This is a genomic window from Streptomyces nanhaiensis (assembly GCF_046614825.1).
GTDB classification, from domain to species: Bacteria; Actinomycetota; Actinomycetes; order Streptomycetales; family Streptomycetaceae; genus Streptomyces; species Streptomyces radiopugnans.
Genome location: NZ_JBKJFM010000285.1, coordinates 1 through 3262 on the forward strand (window position 1 = coordinate 1; position 3262 = coordinate 3262).

The 3262-nt window shown below is 74.0% G+C and carries 3 protein-coding genes and 1 pseudogene; 2 read left to right on the top strand and 2 right to left on the bottom strand.

The window, feature by feature from the left end:
* Positions 1-220: pseudogene (locus ACLIYP_RS29840) on the bottom strand (PucR family transcriptional regulator); the annotation flags it as partial.
* Positions 221-247: 27 nt separating this feature from the next.
* Here ACLIYP_RS29840 and ACLIYP_RS29845 point away from each other — a divergent pair.
* A complete protein-coding gene (locus ACLIYP_RS29845; RefSeq protein ID WP_412716200.1) occupies positions 248-1591 on the top strand; it encodes an extracellular catalytic domain type 1 short-chain-length polyhydroxyalkanoate depolymerase in 1344 nt (447 codons plus the stop codon).
* Between the two features lie 106 nt (positions 1592-1697).
* On the opposite strand, the gene ACLIYP_RS29850 is transcribed toward ACLIYP_RS29845, so the two are convergent.
* On the bottom strand, positions 1698-2441 hold the full coding sequence (locus ACLIYP_RS29850; protein WP_412716201.1) for a polysaccharide deacetylase family protein: 744 nt from the start codon (positions 2439-2441) through the stop codon (positions 1698-1700).
* A gap of 350 nt (positions 2442-2791) precedes the next feature.
* Here ACLIYP_RS29850 and ACLIYP_RS29855 point away from each other — a divergent pair, with 350 nt between their 5' ends.
* Entirely contained in the window at positions 2792-3151 is a 360-nt protein-coding gene (locus ACLIYP_RS29855) for an arsenate reductase family protein (RefSeq protein ID WP_412716202.1), read from the top strand.
* Positions 3152-3262 lie beyond the last annotated feature (111 nt).

A 3262-nucleotide genomic window follows, 5' to 3' on the forward strand; every position in this document is an offset into this window, starting at 1 on the left:
CGGGCGCGCCCGCCAGGGCGGCGCCGTCCGCGGCGAACCGCGCCGCGCGGCCGTCGGGCAGTTCCAGCCCCGCCGCGCACCCGGCCAGTCCCGCGGTGGACCGCGTCAGGGTCACCGGGTCCAGTCCGCCGCCGAGCAGCGCCTCGAAGTGGGCGATCACGCGTACGGCGGTGGCGGCGTCCGCGTCCAGCGCGGACAGCCGCAGCAGCAGTCCCTTCACGTTCCGCAGTCTAGGAAGGAGACGGAGATGACCGACAGATCCGTGCGCACGGCGGCGCGGAGATCTAGAGGGCGCCCGGCCGGATCGCGCCTGACGGCGCTGCTGGGAGGTGTGCTGCCCGTGGTGGCGGCCCTGCTCGTGGCCCTGGCCGCGCCCCCGGCCTCCGCCGCCTCGCTGACCGAGGTGACGAACTTCGGCAGCAACCCCAGCAACCTGCGCATGCACCTGTACGTGCCCGACAACGTCCAGGAGCGTCCGCCGGTGCTGGTGGCGGTGCACTACTGCACCGGCTCCGGCCCGGCGTTCCACTCCGGCACCGAGTTCGCCTCGCTGGCCGACCGGTACGGGTTCGTCGTGGTCTACCCGTCGGCGACCCGCAGCGGCAACTGCTTCGACGTCTCCTCCCCGCAGGCGCTGCGGCGCGACGGGGGCAGCGACCCGGTGGGCATCCGCTCGATGGTGGGCTACGTACAGCAGCGTCTGAACGCCGACCCGGACCGGATCTACGTCACCGGCGCCTCCTCGGGCGCGATGATGACCAACGTCCTGGTGGGCAACTACCCGGACGTGTTCAAGGCGGGCGCGGCCTTCGCGGGCGTGCCGCACTCCTGCTTCGCCACCACCGACGGCTCGGGCTGGAACAGCGCCTGCGCGAACGGCACCGTGGACAGGACGCCGCGGCAGTGGGGCGACCTGGCGCGCGGCGCGTACCCCGGCTACAGCGGTCCCCGGCCCCGGATGCAGATCTGGCACGGCACCGAGGACGGCACCCTGCGCTACCCCAACTTCAACGAGCAGATCGAGCAGTGGACGGACGTCCACGGGGTGAGCCCGACGCCCGCGTACACCGACCGGCCGCAGTCGAACTGGGTCCGCACCCGCTACGGCGGCACCGGTGACCAGGCCCCGGTGGAGGCCGTCAGCGTCCAGGGGGTCGGGCACTCCCTGCCCACCGGCGGCATGGCGGCGCGGGCCATCGCGTTCTTCGGCCTGGACGGCACCGGCTCCACGGACCCCGACCCGGGTCCGGACCCCGAGCCCGAACCCGAGCCGGGGGCCTGCCGGGTCGCCTACACCACCAACGCCTGGAACAGCGGGCTGACCGCGTCCGTCACCGTCACCAACACCGGCGGCGCGCCGCTGAACGGGTGGTCGCTCTCCTTCCGCCTGCCCGCGGGCCAGACCATCGTCGCCGGCTGGGGCGCGAGCTACAGCCCGGACAGCGGTGCGGTGACCGCCAGGCCCGCCTCGTACAACTCCACCCTGGCGGCCGGGGCCAGCGTGCAGATCGGCTTCCAGGCGAGCCACACCGGCGACACCGGCGAGCCGGCCTCCTTCACCCTGGACGGCGCCGCCTGCACCGTCGTCTGACGCACACGAACGGCACGGCCGCGTACGGCACGACGGCACCGGCCCCGGCGGGAGTTCCCGCCGGGGCCGGTGCGTCCGGGTGCGCGCGGACGTGTGCCGCCAGGGATCAGCGGACGGCCGGCTGGTCGAACGTGTAGCCCTGTGCCTTCAGCTGCGGAATGGTCTGGTCGACGGCCGAGACGGTCTGGCCGCGGTCGCCGCCGCCGTCGTGCATCAGCATCACGGCCCCGGGCGTGACGCGCTGCATGATCCGGTTGACCAGTTCGCCCGTGCCCGGCGGCTGCCAGTCGCCGATGTCCGCCCGCCAGCCCAGCGGCTGCATCCCCATCGAGGCCGCCACCTGCGGGGACTGTCCCCAACTGCCGTACGGGGCACGGAAGTAGGTGATCTGCGCGCCGGGAGCGGCCTGGCGGATCACGTTGTTGACCTGCTCCAGGTTCTGGCGTATCTGCTGCTGGGACCAGCCGCCCATGTCCTGGTGGGCCATGGAGTGGTTGCACAGCCGGTGGCCGTCGGCCGCGATCCGGCTCACCAGGTACGGGTACTGCCGCACGTGGTCGCCCCACAGGCAGAAGGTCGCCTTGACGTTGTGCTTGCGCAGCACCTCCAGCAGGCGGGGGGTGTGGGTGGGGTCGGGGCCGTCGTCGAAGGTGAACGAGACGGTCCGGCCGCCGCTCTGGGTGTAGGTGATGACGGTGCTGTCCACGGCCTGGACCGGCCCCGCCGTGGCCAGGGAGCTCATGCAGAGACCGGCGGCGAGCAGCAGGGGCGCCGCGAGGCGGCGCAGACGGCCCGGGCGGCGCGTGCGGTGCGCGGCGGCCTCCGTGGTGGTGCTCGTTGTCGTGGTCAACTCGGGTTCCTTCCTGGTACGCGGCCGGCTCCGGGCACTCCTTGCCGTGGAGCGCTCCGGTCCGGCTCGCGGTGGGGGGAAGCGCGGGAGGTTCCTTCCGGAACCCTTCCGGAAGAACGAGGAGACCATAGGAAGCCCCCAACCGTCCGTCAAGCACCCGGAGTTGCCCGACCACGGGCGCGTTCTCGCAGGTCGGCGCGGGAGGGGGCCGCTCCTCCCGGCAGAGGCACGGCCCGAGAAACGGACGGCTGTCGGACCGGGGACGCCCTCTCTCCGCCGCTCGTCTGACGCCCGCGTCCCCCACACCGCCTGCTCCCGGCCGCCGCCGCGCGGCCGCTACCGTGAGGCGCATGGAGATCTGGATCAATCCCGCCTGCTCGAAGTGCCGCAGCGCGGTGAAGCTGCTGGACGCGGAGGGCGCCGAGTACACCGTCCGCCGCTATCTGGACGACCCGCCGACCGAGGACGAACTGCGCGCGGTGCTGGAGCGGCTCGGTCTGGAGCCGTGGGACATCACGCGGACGCAGGAGGCCGAGGCCAAGGAGCTCGGCCTGAGGTCCTGGCCGAAGGAGCCCGCCGAGCGGGACCGCTGGATCGCCGCGCTGGCCGGGCACCCGCGGCTGATCCAGCGGCCGATCATCACCGCCGACGACGGCTCGGCGGTGGTGGGGCGCAGCGAGGAGGCCGTGCGCGACGCGCTCTCCCGCTAGCGCCGTACCGCCACGGCGCCGATCCCGCGTCAGCCGGGCCGTACGCGCCCGCGCAGGCGCCGCCACAGGCCGGCCCGCCCGCGGCCCGGCCCCGTACGCGCCGTGCCGGCC

Coding starts and splice junctions, on each gene's coding strand:
- ACLIYP_RS29855 (WP_412716202.1), top strand. CDS start 2,792: ATGGAGATCTGGATCAATCCCGCCTGCTCGAAGTGCCGCAGCGCGGTG.
- ACLIYP_RS29845 (WP_412716200.1), top strand. CDS start 248: ATGACCGACAGATCCGTGCGCACGGCGGCGCGGAGATCTAGAGGGCGC.